We start from the raw sequence: 13,700 nt of genomic DNA, 5'->3' as shown, positions 1-13,700 counted from the left end.
CACTGCGTTCGTGCTCGCCCTGCGTGTGGACACGGGGACCACGGTGCACGCGGGGCGAACTGGGCCGCGTGCCGGGGGATGCGCCGGGTCGTCTGGCTCACGGAGCGCCCGGGTTCTCCGCGCCGCTCGGCTGCGCCCCGCCGGGGTTCTGGGCCCCGCCGGGGGTCTGGCTCCCGCTGGGGCTCTGCGTGGCGGTCGGTCCCTGCGCCTCGGTCACGGCCTTGCCGATGCTGCGGACCAGCTCGACCACGCGCGGGCCCCACCGCGAGGCGACGTCCTCGTCGAGTTCGACGACGTTGTCGCGCCGCACCGCGGTGAGCGAGCCCCAGCCGGGCCGGTTGCCGACGTTCTCGGCGGTCGCCGGGGTGGACTTCGTGTCGGCCAGGAAGACCAGGTCCGGGTCGGCCTGCACCACGCGCTCCTCCGACAACTGCGGGAACGGCCCGGCTTGCTCGGCGATGTTGCGCAGGCCGAAGCGCTCGTAGATGCTGCCGACGAAGCTGTCCGGACCCGCGGTGTACCCGTCGGGGCTGACCTCGTGGTAGAAGCTCAGCGGCCGGTCGGGCTTCGGCGTTTCCTCGATGATGCGGTCGATCTCGGTGCGCATCTCCTGGGTGAGCCGTTCGGCCCGCTGCCCGTGCCCGGTGGCCTGCCCGAGCGCCTCGACCTGCTGGTACGCCTCGTCGAGGTTGTTGGCCGCGGGAGTGAGCAGCACCGGCACGTCGGCCGCGCGCAGACCTTCGGCCAGATCGCGCGCGCTGCCCGGGGCGATCACCAGATCCGGGTTGTGCCCGGCCACGGCGGCCGCGTCCGTGTTGAGCGCGGACAGCTCCGTGCGCGGCGCCCGCTGCGGGTGGTTCGAGTCCTTGTCGGTGGCCACGACCTCGTCGCCCGCACCGATCTCGTACAGCGTCTCGGTCGCGGTCGGCGACAGCGAGACGATGCGCTTCGGCTGCTGCGGCAGGGTCACGGGGTCCTGGCCGGGCAGTTCCACGCGGACCGGGAACGCGGAGGCCGGATCGTGCTCCGGGGGCTGCGGGTCCGAATGCGGCCGGCTGGCACAGGCGCCGAACCCGAACAGCAGCGGCAGGGCGAAGAACAGTGCGAGCAGACGGCGGAACCGGGTCATCTCATTCCTCGGATCGGTTGCGATCGTGGCCCCCCGGATGCGTGGCCGGGCCGGGACAGCTTCCTGCGCACCCGTGGCGACGAGTGTCTGAGCTGGAAAGATACCAGGAGACGATCGGTTGGTCGCGTCCGCTGGCGAAGCCCGAGGCGTGCGGGTTCCGCTGCGGCGACGGAACGCGGGCTGCCCGTCGGCGGTGGTGATCGCGCGGTGAGCGCGCCGACGAGAGGCGATTCTCACTCCGTCCTGCACCGATCCGCGGGAGGTGGCGGGGAGTTCATCGACGGCCGGTGCGGGACGCCCCGGCCGCGTGCGTCGAGGGGTCGATGCCGCGCCAGGGTGCGTCCTGCGTCGGGGGATCAACGCCGGCGGTTCAACGCCGCGGCAGTCCGACCGCGAGCTCGCGGGCGGCCTGCTGCAACACCGGCAGGTGTGCGCGCAGCTCCTCGGTGGTGCTGCGGAAGGCGGGCACGGCGGTGGACACCGCCGCGGCCGCGACGCCGGTCGCACCGAGCACGGGCACGCCGACGGCCAGGATGCCCTGCTCGTGCTCCTCGTCGGCGATGGCGCAGCCGTCGCTCCGGACGGCGTCGATCTCCGCGCGGAACCGCGTCCGGTCGGTGATGGTTTTCGGGCCGAGCGCGGTGAGTTCCAGTCCGGCCAGCAGTTCCTCGCGGACGTTCTCCGGGGCGAAGGCGATGAGGCACTTGCCCATGGAGGTGCAGTGCAGCGGCCCGCGCTTGCCCGGCTGTCCGGTGATCTGCACCTGCCCGGTGCCTTCGACGAAGTGCACGTACAGCTGGTGCTGCCCGTCGAGGACGGACATGAGCGTGGATTCGCCGGTGTGCCGGGTGACGCGTTGCAGCACCGGGTTGGCGATGTCGGCGAGCCCGCGCGCCTGCAGCACCCGCTGGCCCACCTCGAACATGCGCAGTCCGAGCGTCCAGCGGCGCTGCTCGTCGAGCGCGGCGAACCCTTCGCGCGCGATCGTGTTGAGCAGTCGGTGGGTGGTGCTGACGGGATAGCCCGCCTGGCGGGCCAGGTCGGACAGCGCGACTCCGTGCGGCTGTTCGCTGAGCAGCACGATCAGGCGCAACGCCTTCGCCGCCATGTCCCCGCGCGGGGGCTCCGGCGGCGCCGGGTCCTCGGACGTGTCCGGCAACTGGTCCTCCTCGCGTCGTCGACCGTCGCGGATCGTATCGGTGCAGGCAGTGGTGTTGACCGCGTTGAGGCTGCTTCGTAAAGTCACCGCAGCTTTTCATCATACAGGAATGTTTCCCGTATCGCGGTAAATAGCGACGAAGGAGTCGGCCCGTGAACACTTCCGCGGCAGAGCCGGCCGAGCTCGGCAGGCAACGCTGGTTCCGATTGCTCCCGGTCGCGTTCGTCACGTACTCGCTGGCGTATCTCGACAGGTCCAACTTCGCCATCGGCGTCGCCGGGGGCTTGCAGCAGGACCTGCAGCTCAGCGGGGCGATGTCCGCGCTCATCGGAGCGTCGTTCTTCCTCGGCTACTGCCTCTTCCAGATCCCCGGCACGCTGTACGCCGAACGCCGCAGCGTCCGCGAGCTGATCTTCTGGTGCACGCTCATCTGGGGTGCGCTCGCGGCGGTCCAGGGGCTGCTGCACTCCGCCTGGCTGCTCGTCCTCGTGCGCTTCCTGCTCGGTGCTGTGGAAGCCGCCGTGCTGCCGGCGATGGTCGTGTTCCTCGCGCGCTGGTTCACCAAGCGCGAGCGCGGCAGCGCCAACGCGATACTCATCCTGGGCAACCCGGTCACCGTGATGTGGCTCAACGCGGTGTCCGGTTACATCATCGAACTCACCAGCTGGCGCGAGATGTTCATCATCGAAGGCCTGCCCGCCCTGGCGTGGGCGTTCGTCTTCCGCGCCCTGGTCACCGACCACCCCGAGCAGGCCCGCTGGCTCAACGAACCCGAACGGCGCGGGCTCACCGCGGAACTGTCCGCCGAGCGCGGCAACAGGACACCGGCGAGCTCGTTCCTCGACGCGCTGCGCTCGCGGGTCGTGGTGGTGCTGTCGGTGCAGTACCTGCTGTGGAGCATCGGCGTGTACGGCCTCGTGTTCTGGCTGCCCAGCATCGTCACCGCGGGCACCGGGCAGGGGATCGGGATGAGCGGACTGCTCTCGGCCATCCCGTTCGCCGTAGCCGCCCTGGCCATGGTGGTGAACTCGCGGGCCTCGGACCGGGCGGGCAGCCGCCCGCGGTACGTGTGGCCGTGGTTGGGGCTCGGTGGCCTGGTCTTCTTCCTGTCCTACGTGGTCGGACCGGACCACTTCTGGATCGCGTTCGTCCTCCTCGTGGTGGCGGGCGGTGCGATGTACGCGCCCTACGGGCCGTACTTCGCCTACGTCTCCGAGAGCCTGCCGGCGAACTTCGCCGGCGCCGGGGTGGCCGTGGTCAACACGGCCGGTTCCATCGGCGGGTTCGCCGGGACCTACTTCGTCGGCTGGCTCAACGACGCCACCGGCGGCAACGCCGCCTCGTTCGTGCTGATGGCGGGCACTCTCGTGCTCTCCGCGGTGCTGACACCGCTGGTGCGCGCCGGCTCGTACGAGAGCACCGGCAGCGGCGAGCAGTCGCAGGCGGCGAACCGGTGACCGAAGTGCTCACCTTCGGCGAGGTCATGGCCATGTTCGTCGCCCGCGAGGGTGGAGATCTGTCCGCAGTGGACCGCTTCGAGGCACGGCTGGCCGGTGCCGAGATGAACGTCGCGGTCGGGTTGAGCCGGCTCGGGCATCGCGTGCGCTACCTCGGCTTGGTCGGCGACGACCCGTTCGGCCGGCGCGCACGCGCGCGGTTGCGGGCCGAAGGGGTCGACGTCTCCGCGTTGTCAACGGATCCCGACGCCCCGACCGGTTTCCAGCTCAAGGAGCGGGTCCTCGGCCGCGACCCGGAGGTCGTGTACTTCCGCCGCGGTTCGGCCGGATCCCGCTTGCACTGGAGCGCTGCGGCCGAGGACGCGGTGCGCCGCACGCGGCACCTGCACCTCACCGGCATCGCACCGGCGCTGAGCGCGCGGACGCGGGATTTCGCCTTCCGCGCGGTGGAGACGGCGCGGAGTTCGGGAGCGAGCGTGTCGTTCGATCCGAACGTGCGGTCCGCGCTGTGGCCGGACCGGGCGGAGATGATCGCCGTGCTCAACGAACTCGCCGCCCGCGCCGACTGGGTGCTGCCCGGTGTCCACGAAGGACAGGTGCTCGCCGGCACCGGGGATCCCGACGGCATCGCCGCGTTCTACCGCTCCCGCGGGGCTTCGCACGTCGTCGTCAAACTCGGCGGTGCCGGTGCCGCGGTGCACGGGCCCGCCGGTGTCGTCCGGCAGCAGGCGCTGCCCGTCGACGTGGTCGACACCGTCGGGGCCGGGGACGGGTTCGCCGCCGGCTGGATCAGCGCCCGCCTCGACGGGGCGGACGACGAACGAGCCCTGCGGCGGGCCTGCGCGGTCGGCGCGCTGGCAACCACGAGCGAAGGCGACATGGACGGCATGCCCACCCGCCGAGCCCTGGACGAGCTGGCGGCGGCAGGAGGAGGATGAGGATGCAGCTGCAAGTGGCACTGGACCGGCTCGGCCTCGACGAGGCGGTGCACGTCGCCGGTGCGACGGCGCCGCACGCCGACTGGATCGAAGTCGGCACTTCGCTGATCAAGCGCTACGGCATGCGCAGCGTCTCCGAGGTGTCCGCGGCGGCAGCGGACGTGCCGGTGCTGGCCGACCTGAAAACCGCCGACGACGCGGCGACCGAGTTCACCATGGCTTTCGAGCACGGAGCCCGCGCTGCCACGGTGCTCGGTGCGGTGGCCGATGCGACCCTCGACCGGTGCGTGCGGCTGGCCGAGGAGGCCGGAGCGGAGGTCGTGGTCGACCTGCTGGCCGTGGACGAGGCGCGCCGCGCCGAGCTGCTCGAACGCCTGCCCGAACACGTCGTCTTCGCCGCGCACCTCGGCAAGGACGTGCAGGACGGCGGTGCCGCCGCGGACGCGCTCGGCTCGTGGGCGCGGGACCGCCGCGTCGCGCTGGCCGGCGGGCTGCGGCGCGAAGACCTGCCGGGACTGCGCGAATACCCGCACCTGCGCGTGATCGTCGGCTCGGCGATCACCCGCGACGAACAACCCGCGGCGCGGGCGCGCGAATTCACCGCTGCCGTGGAAGGAGTGTCATGACCACCGATCCGCTGGACCTCATCCGCGACGAGATCACCGGCGTGCTCGCCGAGACCGACCGCGAGGTGGTCGAGCGGTTCGCCGTCGAACTCGACGCCTCCTCCCGCGTTTTCGTCAGCGGGGCGGGGCGCTCCGGGTTCGTGGCGAGCGCCTTCGCCATGCGGTTGGTGCACCTGGGACTGGCCGCGCACGTGGTGGGCGAGGCCACCGCACCTGCTGTGCGCGCGGGCGACACCCTCGTGGCGGTGTCCGGTTCCGGGGGCACCGCCGGAACCGTGCGCACGGCCGAGGACGCCGCCGGCCGCGAGGCGCGCGTGCTCGCCGTGACCACCGACGAGGATTCGCCGCTGGCCGGCCTCGCGCGGGACGTGCTGCTCGTGCCCGCCGCGACCAAGCACCGCCGCGCGGGTGAGGCGGCGAGCGCGCAACCGCTGTCGAGCCTGTTCGACCAGTGCGCTCTCGTGCTGCTCGACGCGGTGTGCCTGCGCCTGGCCGCCCGGCGCGGCGTGGGCAACGAGGCCGCCAAGGCTGCGCACGTCTCCGGGGAGTGATCCCGCGGCAGCCGATCCGCATTCTGGCTGGTGGAACATTTCTCGAGAAACGTCGCCGACATTTCTCGAGAAATGTTCCACCAGCTCACTCGGGTGGGCGGGATCGGGCGGCTCACCCACCGCCACCGAGCGTGTTGGCGAGCCAGTCGAGGAGCTCGGCGCCGTGCCCGTCGTCACTCGGCAGGCGGTAGCAGTGGGCCGCCATCCCAGCGTTGGAAGATGAGATTGGTGTGCACCAGGGCCACTTCGTCGCGGGCGGTGAATTCGTCGAGGACGAGTCGTTGCAGGGCGTGCGCGTTTTCCGCAGCCACGTGCACGAGGAAGTCATCAGGGCCGGTCAGGTGGTAGAGCTCGCGGGTTTCCGGTTGGGACAGCACGTGCTCGACGAAGGGATCGACCAACGGACGCCGGTGCGGCTGCACGCGGATGTAGAGCAGGGCTTGCAGGGGTCTGCCGAGCTTTTCGGGGTCGACCTGGACACCGTAGCCGAGGATGACCCCGGCCTCGCGGAGCCTGTTGACGCGGTCCAGGCAGGTCGAGGCGGCGATGCCGACTGCGGCCGCCAGTTCCTTGTTGGGCAGTCGGGCGTTGTTCTGCAAAGCTGCCAGGATCTGGAGGTCGACCGGATCCAATTTGACTGATTGAGGCATTGCCCGAACTCTACACGGGCATGCTATTCACTGGCCGTTTTTTCGGCGAGACTGGCGTTCCGCCGTTGGGTGCTGTCCGCCTCCACACCGCATGGGACGCTCATGATAGCGCACTCGCCCGTCTTCATCGCGACGACCTTCTTGATGCTGGTAATACCCGGCCCTGACTTCGTCGTGGTCACGCGCAACGCCGTCACCGGCGACCGGCGCCAGGGGTACCGCACCGCTGCGGGCATCTGCACCGGGTTGGCCTTCTTGACGCTGATAACGGCCAGCGGTCTCGCCGCGGTGGTGGACGCCAACACCACGATGCTCATGGTCTTGCGCGTCCTGGGCGGAAGCTATCTGGTGCTGCTGGGTGGCACGCTGCTCGCTTCGGCGTGGCGACGGCGTCCCGGGGGCGGTCCGACCTCGCCGCGCAGCGCCGGAACACCGGCAGTGCAGGGCTTTCTCAACAACGTGCTCAACCCGAAGGCTCTGGTCTTCTCCCTGACGTTCATGCCGCAGTTCCTGGTCCCGGGCACACCGGTGTTCGCTCAGACCCTGTTCATGGGGGCTTTGGTGGTGCTGTGCGCGGCGAGCTGGTGGACGCTGTACGTCACGGCGATCGGCTTGTTGGGCGGGGCACTGGAACGGGCCTCGGTGCGTTCGGCGATCGATGTGGGAGCCGGAGTCGCGCTCGGCGGTTTGGGCGCCGTGGCCTTGTTCGGTGGTCTGTGACTCGTCGCCGGTTGCGCAGGATCGCGTTCTCGGTCAGCAGCTGTCCGCCGGACAGAAAGCGCTGCATGCGCAGGGCCTCTTCCCGCAGTGGGAGCGATGCCCGGTGTCCCGGGCGAGACCCGCCGCTCGGACGGGTCCGCTCGGTTCAGCCCTCCTGCAGCTCCGCGGGTTCCTCCTGCAGCTCCGCGGGCAGGTCGCCCGTGTGCACCAGGCCGAGCCGCTGGGTCGGGCGGGTGAGCGCGACGTAGAGGTCGTTGTGGCCGCGTTCGGATTCGGCCAGGATCGCCGCGGGTTCGACGAGCACCACCGAGTCGAACTCCAGCCCCTTGGCCTGCTCCACGGTCAGCAGCACCGTCGGGGACTCCAGGTTCTCCGGATCGGCACCCACGCTCGCCTCGTCAAGCTTCGCCGCCAGCTGCTCACCGTGCTCGGCCAGCAGCTCGCCCGGCATGAGCACGGCGAGCTTGCCGTCTCCCAGCACGTCCCGCTCGGCCGCGAGCACCGCGGGCAGGTCCTCGACCAGCTCGCCGACGGCCGATCGCCGGAACCAGGGTTCGTGCCCGCTGCTGCGCACGGACGTCGGCGTGCCGGCGTCGGCGTCCATGGCGGCCAGCACGTTGCCGGCCATGCCCATGATCTCCGCGGGAGTGCGGTAGTTGACCGTCAGGTCGGCCAGCCGCCACCGCCGCTGCACGTACGGGTGCAGCACCTCGTCCCACGTGCTCGCGCCGCCCAGCGCCCCGGTCTGCGCGGTGTCGCCCACCACGGTCATCGAGCGGCTCGGGCACCGCCGCATGAGCACGCGCCAGGCCATCGCCGACAGCTCCTGCGCCTCGTCGATGATCACGTGCCCGAACGTCCACGTGCGGTCCTGCGCGGCGCGTTCGGCGGCGCTGAGATCGCTGCTCGTGCGGTGCCGCTGGGCGAGCAGCTCCGCGTCGAGGACGTCCTTGACACGCAGGCGCTCCTCGTCGCGGATCTCGTCGTCCTCCTCCATGATGTGCAGCACGCCCTCGGCGTAGGCGAGTTCCTCCCGCTCCTGGCGCTCCTGCTCGGCGCGGGCCGCGCTGTCGTCCTCGCCGGTGAGTTCGGCCAGTTCGTCGAGCAGCGGCACGTCCGCCGGCGTGACCGGGCAACCGGGCTCGCGGACGAGCTCGGCGCGTTCGTCCTCGTCGAGCTGCTTGCGCGCGACCCGCTTGAGCCGGGTGGCATCGGAGAGGAGTTCGTCGAGCACGCGGGTCGGTTCCAGTTGCGGCCACAGCCGTTCCAGTGCCTGGTCCACAGTGGAGTCGGCGCGGAGCTCGCGGTCGATGTCGTCGAGGTCGCGGCTGTCGAGCAGGTCGCGTCCGAGCCGGTCGGCCACGCGCAGCGTCAGCGCCGAGTACATCTCGTTGCGGAAGGTCTTGCGCGCCACGTTGTGCGGTTTGCGGGTGCGCCGCGCCTTGGTGCGGGCGTTGCTGACCTCCTTGCGGTCGACCAGCACCGGTTCGCGGTCGAAGGTGACCTCGAAGTACTCCTTCGGCACCTGCTGGTAGTCCCGCACGGCGCTGGTGAGCACCTTGACCATGGACTCGCGCCCCTTGATCTCGGCGGCGCGGGGCGCGTCCTCGGAGGTGGCGGTGACTCCCGGGTACAAACCGCCCACTGTGGACAGAAGAACGCCGGTTTCGCCGAGCGAGGGCAGGACCTGCTCGATGTAGCGCAGGAACGTCGTGTTCGGGCCGACGACGAGCACGCCGCGCTTGGTCAGCTGCTCGCGGAAGGTGTACAGCAGGTAGGCCGCGCGGTGCAGGGCCACCGCGGTCTTGCCGGTACCCGGACCGCCCTGCACGACGAGCACCCCGTTCAGCTGTGCGCGGATGATCTCGTCCTGCTCGGCCTGGATGGTGGCCACGATGTCCTGCATCTGGCCCGTGCGGCGGGCGTCCAGCCGCGCCAGCAGGGTGGCCTCGCCGGCCAGCCCGAGATCGCTGCTCTCCTCGGCGGCGTCCAGGTCGAGGACCTCGTCCTCGACGTCGCGGACCCGGCGCCAGCCGGTGTGCAGGTGCCGGCGCCGCCACACGCCGTCGCGGGAGGTGGCGGTGGCGAGGTAGAAGGGCCGGGCCGCCGGGGCGCGCCAGTCGACGAGCAGGGGTTCGTACTCGTTCTCCTCGTCGAACAGGCCGAGGCGTCCGATGTGGAAGCGCTCACCGCTGTCGAGGTCGATGCGGCCGAAGCACAGGCCGTGCTCGACCGCGCTGAGCTGGCTGAGCCGCTCGGTGTACATGCGCGCGGAGATGTCCCGCTCGGTGCGGGCCTGCGGCGGACCCCCGGTTTCGGCGAGCGTCGCCTTGAGCCGCCGTGTCGTGTCCTCCCGCACCGCGTCGAGCTTGTCGTAGAGCATCGCCACGTACTCCTGTTCGGCGGCGATGTGCTGCGCACGGGTGGCGTCCCGGTCCTGGGACGAAACGGATTCGGGCGATACTGTCACGGTTTACTGGAGCTCCAGCTCGGCAACGAGGATGCGGTCACCGGGCCGCTCGGCACGGCGTCCGACGCTCCAATATACCGCGGTGCTCGCCGGTGCTGGTTTCCGCGAACGGGTCACGGCCTGCCTCGTGGTGCCGGGTCCGCGGACGTGGTGCCGAGCAGAAGGGCACCTCCGCCGGGCGGCGGAGGTGCCCGTGTGACACGGAAAACTCGAAACCCCGAACCGATCGGGAGTGGCACGGCTCGCCCACTCCGTTCCCGTGTCGGGTCTTGGTGCGATCAGTAGCCCTGGTAGGAGCTTCCGGAGCGGACGCCTTCGACGCCCGGGACCTCGGAGACCGAGCCGTACCGTTCGATCGAGTACTTCGTGGCGGCCGCGATGTTGTCCACCGGATCGAGGATGTTGCCGTGGCCGGGCACGGAGTGCTCCTCGAAGGTCGGTTCGATCGTCTGCATCAGCCCCTTGGACGGGGTTCCTGCCGAGGCGTTGGAGTCCCAGTTGTTGACGGCGTTCGGGTCGCCGCCGGACTCCTTCTCGATGATCGTGCGGATGGCGTCGTGGTCGAGCTGCTCGCGCGGCACGCCGTTGCGCTCCAGCACGGCCGTGGCCTGGTCGATCCAGCGATCGATCTGGTCCTTCGACTGGTCGGCGGAGGACTGCTGGCGTTCGCCGCCCTTCTCGCCGCCCTGCTTGTCGTCCTGCTTGCGGTCGCCCTTCTCGCCGTCCTGCTTGTCGTCGCTTTGCTGCCGGTCGCTGCGGTCCCACTCGCCCTGCTGCTTCCGGTCGCCCTGCTGCTTCCGGTCGCCATCGCGCTGCTGGTCACCGCCCCGTTGCTGGTCACCACTCCGTTGCTGGGCGGAGTCGCGGTTGCCGCCGTTGCCGCCGGCGGAGGAGTCGGCGTGCAAGGAGGCGCCGTGCGGGTCGGGGGCGCTCAGCGGTGCGACCTCGGCCGCCTGGTGCACGGCTGCCTGCTGGGGTTCGGCCTGCGGCTCGTGCCCGCTCGGGGTGGCGAGCACGCCGAGCACGCCGACCGCGACAGCGGCGGTGCCGACCTGCACCGAGCGCATCCGGGGTGGTACGCGGTACTGGCCGTGCTGGTCGACGAACGCGGTGCGGAACCAGTCGCACGTCCGCTGGGTCGACTGGCGGGCGGGGTGCGCCACCCTCTCCCAGAGGCGCCGTCCCGCTCGGGCGGACGTCCGACCCTCGTCTTCGGGGGAACGAGATGAATCGGGGGTCATGGCTCCGAGACTCCCGATACTCACCGTGTGTGCGCATGGAGGTTCCTACGTGCATCGGTACCTAGATGCGCACCGAAGGGTGACGAAAAAAGACATAACGATTACGGGGAGTGTTAACGATCTTGTGACTCTGCGTGACCCGATTCATCCGCGCGCTGTCCGGCCACCCACCCGGCGATCTGCGCCCGCGAGGTGAAGTCCAGTTTGGTGAGGATGTTCTGCACGTGCCCTTCGACCGTGCGCTGGGCGATCACCAAACCCTCGGCGATCTCCTTGTTCGTCTTGCCCTGGGTCACGAGGTCGGCGATCTGCCGCTCCCGCCGGGTCAGCGGCATCGGGTGCACGTTCTCGCTGCGGGCGCGGGTGTGCCTCTTGCTCTCCAGGGCCAGATCGATCGCCTGACCGTGCGGCGTGTGGTACCCGCGGTCGAAGGCCTCCTGGAACGCCGTCTCCCCGAGGTCCTGCCGGGCGGCGTGCTCCTCCTCGGCGTGCGTGCTGGCGAAGGTCGCGTAGAAGCCCGGCTGCGCCCGCACCGCCTCCCACGCGGCCGCGGCCGCGCCGAACAACCGCGCCGCACGCGCGCTGCGCCCCTGCGCCCGGGCCACCCAGGCGAGCGTGTCCAGCGCGAAGGCCATGCCGAGCCGGTTGTCCATGCGGCGCTGCATGCGCAGCGCGTCCTTGGCCGCCTCCTCGGCCCGCTCGCGCTCACCGCGCTGGAAGTTCACGTGCGCGGCGGCCCAGAGCGCGTAGGAGCGCCAGAACAGCTCGCCGCGCTCCGCGCTGATCTGGATGTTCTCGCCGATGAGGCCGAGCCCGCGCTCGACCTGCCCGCGCAGCCCGTGCGTGAGCCCGAGCGCGAACAGGGCCGCCAGCTGCCCCTCGACGAGCTCGCCGCGCCGGTAACCGGACAGCGACCGCTCCAGGTGCGCGGTCGCCTCGTCCAGCTCGCCGCCGGAGAGCAGCCGCAACCCGCGGATCAGCGCCAGGTGCGCCCACGGCACGGCCGACTCGTCCCCGCTGATCAGGGCCTCCGCCTGGCACAGCACCCCGTCGGTTTCGGCTACGTCGCCCTGCAGCAGGGCGAACCACGCCGTCATGCGCAGCGCCAGCGGCCGCTCCGCATCGTCGGTGGGCGCGCCGTCGAGCGCGATCTGCAGCCAGTGCCGCGCCTCACCCACCAGGCCCCGGGCAGCCCAGTACGTGCTCAGCTCCACCGCCATCCGCAGCGCGGTGGACGTCGTCGCCGCGTCCGCGGCGGCGGTGTCCAGCGCCACCCGCAGGTTGCTCTGGTCCAGGCGGATGCGCTCGACCCACTCCACCTGCTCCGGGCCGACCCACTCGGCGGCGAACCGCGCCGCCAGTCCCCGGTACCAGGCGCAGTGCCGGTGGGCGACGCGGTCCTGCTCGCCGCTCTCGGCGAGCCGGTCCTGCCCGTACTCCCGCAGCGTGTGCGGCAGGCGGTAGCGGACCACGCCGCCTTCCTCCTCGCGGGCGAGAATCGACTGGTCCACCAGCGAGTGCAGCGTGCGCAGCACCTCCGTTTCCGACAGCCCGTCGCCGCAGACGTGCTCGGCGGCCTCCAGGTCGAACCCGCCGGAGAACACCGACACCCGCGACCAGATCTGCCGGTCGGCCTCCGAGCACAGCTCCCAGCTCCAGTCGATGAGCGCGCGCAGCGTCCGCTGGCGGGGCGGAGCGCTGCGCCGCCCCTCCGCCAGCACGTCGTAGCGCTCCGCCAGCCGTTGCTCCAGCTGCTGCGGCGACAGCGAACGCAGCCGCACCGCCGCCATCTCGATCGCCAGCGGATTGCCGTCGAGGTGGTGGCACAGCCGCATCAGCGCCGGCGCGTTGTCCGAGTTCACCTCGAACTCCGGAACCGCAGCTCGCGCGCGGTCGACGAACAGCCGCACCGAGGCGAACTGCTCGTAGGCTTCCGGCGGCGGCAGGTGGTCCACGTCCGGGACCTGCAGCGGCGGCACGACCATCGTGCTCTCCCCGTCGATCCCGATCGACTGGCGGCTGGTGGCCAGCACCCGCACGGTCGGGCACCAGCGGATGATGTCAGTGGTGAGCTGCGCCACCGCGTCGACGACGTGTTCGCAGTTGTCCAGCACCAGCAGGGTTTCCCGGTGCCGCAGGTGCTCGACGACGGTCTTGGTGACATCGGAGGTGGACGGTCCGCCGAGGCCGAGCTGCTCGATCACCGCGTCCGGGACGAGCGATTCGTCGCGGAGGTCCTCCAGCTGCACGAACCAAGCCTTGTCGCGGAACGTGCGGCGCATGTTCGCCGCGACGCGCAGCGCCAGGCGCGTCTTCCCGACGCCGCCCGGGCCGGTGAGCGTCACCACGCGGGACTCGGCCAGCAGCCGCTTGGTCAGGGTGATCTCACGACGCCGGCCGACGAACGTCGTTACGTCGGCCGGGAGGTTGCCCGAGGACTCGCCGGGGCGGGCGCGCGCGATGGAGACCACGCCCCGAGCGTAACCCGGTACGAGCCCTGTGACCTGCGATCTTGTTGTGCGCCCAGGTAGGCGTGTGAGTTCGCGCACGCCTGCGGGGATCCGAGTTGCGGGCGGTGCGCAGCCCTCGGGAACAGGTGGTCGAGCTCTTGGCAGACTGGTGCGCGGACTGGCTGCGCTGCCGGGTGCGCTGCGCGGGCTGGCTGCCGGCTGGCTGCGCGGCGCCGCTCGGGGCGGCGTGGGATGCGACCGAGGTGGCACGGAGAGCACCTGCGCGGGACGACGTGCACGGCGATGCGG

General features: G+C 71.1%; 11 protein-coding genes. 5 read left to right on the top strand and 6 right to left on the bottom strand.

Annotated features, from left to right (window positions below; translation table 11 throughout):
- Window positions 1–97 precede the first annotated feature (97 nt).
- Together ACVGV2_RS15095 and ACVGV2_RS15090 are read right to left on the bottom strand one after the other, a co-directional pair.
- Window positions 98–1,129 (bottom strand): ABC transporter substrate-binding protein, encoded by a 1,032-nt coding sequence (locus tag ACVGV2_RS15095; RefSeq protein ID WP_459163006.1) that lies wholly within the window; start codon window positions 1,127–1,129, stop codon window positions 98–100.
- A 370-nt stretch (window positions 1,130–1,499) separates the two neighbouring features.
- Entirely contained in the window at window positions 1,500–2,237 is a 738-nt protein-coding gene (locus ACVGV2_RS15090; protein WP_459166007.1) for an IclR family transcriptional regulator, read from the bottom strand.
- 203 nt (window positions 2,238–2,440) lie between these two features.
- On the opposite strand from ACVGV2_RS15090, the gene ACVGV2_RS15085 reads away from it, so the two are divergent.
- The 4 genes from ACVGV2_RS15085 to hxlB are packed head-to-tail and all read left to right on the top strand — an operon-like array spanning window position 2,441 to window position 5,860.
- Window positions 2,441–3,745, top strand: a complete 1,305-nt coding sequence (locus ACVGV2_RS15085) for an MFS transporter (protein ID WP_459163005.1) — start codon at window positions 2,441–2,443, stop codon at window positions 3,743–3,745.
- A complete protein-coding gene (locus tag ACVGV2_RS15080) occupies window positions 3,742–4,683 on the top strand; it encodes a sugar kinase (RefSeq protein WP_459163004.1) in 942 nt (313 codons plus the stop codon). Before ACVGV2_RS15085 ends, ACVGV2_RS15080 begins: the two co-directional genes overlap by 4 nt.
- Window positions 4,684–4,685: 2 nt before the next feature.
- Complete coding sequence (locus ACVGV2_RS15075; protein WP_459163003.1) at window positions 4,686–5,309, top strand: orotidine 5'-phosphate decarboxylase / HUMPS family protein; 624 nt, start codon at window positions 4,686–4,688, stop codon at window positions 5,307–5,309.
- A complete protein-coding gene (gene hxlB, locus ACVGV2_RS15070; protein WP_459163002.1) occupies window positions 5,306–5,860 on the top strand; it encodes a 6-phospho-3-hexuloisomerase in 555 nt (184 codons plus the stop codon). The genes ACVGV2_RS15075 and hxlB overlap by 4 nt, the downstream gene beginning before the upstream one ends.
- 173 nt (window positions 5,861–6,033) lie before the next feature.
- Here the strand turns inward: hxlB and ACVGV2_RS15065 are convergent, their stop codons facing one another.
- Complete coding sequence (locus ACVGV2_RS15065) at window positions 6,034–6,510, bottom strand: Lrp/AsnC family transcriptional regulator (protein WP_459163001.1); 477 nt, start codon at window positions 6,508–6,510, stop codon at window positions 6,034–6,036.
- A gap of 102 nt (window positions 6,511–6,612) precedes the next feature.
- On the opposite strand from ACVGV2_RS15065, the gene ACVGV2_RS15060 reads away from it, so the two are divergent.
- A complete protein-coding gene (locus tag ACVGV2_RS15060) occupies window positions 6,613–7,230 on the top strand; it encodes a LysE family translocator (RefSeq protein ID WP_459163000.1) in 618 nt (205 codons plus the stop codon).
- A 145-nt stretch (window positions 7,231–7,375) separates the two neighbouring features.
- Here the strand turns inward: ACVGV2_RS15060 and ACVGV2_RS15055 are convergent, their stop codons facing one another.
- The 3 genes from ACVGV2_RS15055 to ACVGV2_RS15045 form a co-directional block, all read right to left on the bottom strand.
- Window positions 7,376–9,700, bottom strand: a complete 2,325-nt coding sequence (locus ACVGV2_RS15055; RefSeq protein WP_459162999.1) for a HelD family protein — start codon at window positions 9,698–9,700, stop codon at window positions 7,376–7,378.
- A gap of 278 nt (window positions 9,701–9,978) precedes the next feature.
- On the bottom strand, window positions 9,979–10,863 hold the full coding sequence (locus ACVGV2_RS15050; protein ID WP_459162998.1) for a transglycosylase SLT domain-containing protein: 885 nt from the start codon (window positions 10,861–10,863) through the stop codon (window positions 9,979–9,981).
- Window positions 10,864–11,054: 191 nt separating this feature from the next.
- Window positions 11,055–13,412, bottom strand: a complete 2,358-nt coding sequence (locus ACVGV2_RS15045) for an ATP-binding protein (RefSeq protein WP_459162997.1) — start codon at window positions 13,410–13,412, stop codon at window positions 11,055–11,057.
- Between the last annotated feature and the right edge of the window lie 288 nt (window positions 13,413–13,700).

The organism is Bounagaea algeriensis, from assembly GCF_054491375.1.
Note: the sequence above shows the minus strand (reverse complement) of the source record. Positions and strands in the feature narration are given on the sequence as shown.

Excerpts from the sequence above, each read along its gene's own strand:
- ACVGV2_RS15095 (WP_459163006.1), bottom strand. The coding sequence starts at position 1,129 with ATGACCCGGTTCCGCCGTCTGCTCGCACTGTTCTTCGCCCTGCCGCTG.
- ACVGV2_RS15090 (WP_459166007.1), bottom strand. The coding sequence starts at position 2,237 with ATGGCGGCGAAGGCGTTGCGCCTGATCGTGCTGCTCAGCGAACAGCCG.
- ACVGV2_RS15075 (WP_459163003.1), top strand. The coding sequence starts at position 4,686 with ATGCAGCTGCAAGTGGCACTGGACCGGCTCGGCCTCGACGAGGCGGTG.
- hxlB (WP_459163002.1), top strand. The coding sequence starts at position 5,306 with ATGACCACCGATCCGCTGGACCTCATCCGCGACGAGATCACCGGCGTG.
- ACVGV2_RS15065 (WP_459163001.1), bottom strand. The coding sequence starts at position 6,510 with ATGCCTCAATCAGTCAAATTGGATCCGGTCGACCTCCAGATCCTGGCA.
- ACVGV2_RS15060 (WP_459163000.1), top strand. The coding sequence starts at position 6,613 with ATGATAGCGCACTCGCCCGTCTTCATCGCGACGACCTTCTTGATGCTG.